This is a genomic window from Providencia sp. M-27, assembly GCF_011077905.1.
Classification (GTDB): Bacteria; Pseudomonadota; Gammaproteobacteria; order Enterobacterales; family Enterobacteriaceae; genus Providencia; species Providencia huaxiensis.
This window is the reverse complement of sequence record NZ_JAALBT010000061.1, coordinates 1-1077: the sequence shown is the minus strand read 5'-3', so window position 1 is coordinate 1077 and position 1077 is coordinate 1. Positions and strand designations below refer to the sequence as shown.

Genomic DNA, 1077 nt, shown 5'->3' with positions numbered 1-1077 from the left:
TGTAGTGGTCAACTAAAATTGGCCACGGTTTTAGAGTTTTTCCGGTATTGGTTTTCTGATTCGTTTGGTGGTAATCCACCGTTATATTCATGCGGCCTGACTTCGCTGTAATACCCGACGATATAATCCGTTATTGCATGGGCTGCTTCACTGAAGCTGATGTAGCCGGTCACCGGCACCCACTCATTTTTCAGACTTCTGAAGAAGCGCTCCATCGGGCTGTTATCCCAGCAGTTACCACGCCTACTCATACTTTGTTTTATCCGGTATCGCCACAGTAACTGTCGGAACTGCCTGCTTGTATAGTGGCTACCCTGATCACTGTGGAACATGAGCCCGGATGGCTTATTTCGTATTTCCCATGCCATTTTCAGCGCTTTGGTTGTCAGTTTGCTGTCCGGAGAAAATGACATTGCCCAGCCCACGGGTTTCCTTGCGAACAGGTCGAGTACAACGGCCAGGTATGCCCAGCGTTTACCGGTCCAGATATACGTTACGTCGCCGCACCATACCTGATTGGGCTCTGTCACTGCGAACTGTCGCTCAAGGTGGTTCGGGATAGCAATGTGTTCATGACCGCCACGTTTATACCGGTGAACAGGCTGCTGACAGCTCACCAGCCCCATCTCCTTCATTAGCCGTCCGGCAAGCCATCGTCCCATCCGGAAGCCCCTGTGTGTTGCCATTACAGCGATACTTCTTGCACCTGCTGAGCCATGACTGAGGCCGTGCAGCTCCTGAACCTGACTACGTAATACGGCTCTCCTGCCGTCCGGATTGTCAGGCCGGTTTTCCCGGTATCTATAGCTGCTGCGGTGAACTCCGAACACGCAGCAAAGAGTGGCCACAGGATAATGCGCTCTGAGTTTCCCGATCACCGAGACCTGTTCAGGGAGTCTGACATCAAGAGCGCGGTAGCCTTTTTTAATATTTCGTTTTCCATTTCAATACGTTGAATTTTTTTCTTCAGCTCACGTATCTCAATTTGTTCCGGCGTGATAGGGGATGCTTTCGGTGTTTTGCCTGCCCGTTCGTCCCGTAATTGCTTTACCCACCGCGTCAAGGTGGAAAGCCCGA

The 1077-nt window shown here is 51.3% G+C and carries 1 protein-coding gene; it reads right to left on the bottom strand.

Annotated features, from left to right (window positions below; genetic code table 11):
- Positions 1-8 precede the first annotated feature (8 nt).
- A protein-coding gene (locus tag G6Q48_RS21930) for an IS3 family transposase (RefSeq protein WP_166268410.1) occupies positions 9-1077 on the bottom strand; the annotation gives its coding sequence in 2 pieces (ribosomal slippage) (positions 9-928 and positions 928-1077; 1070 coding nt annotated over the 2 pieces). This gene is flagged as partial in the annotation.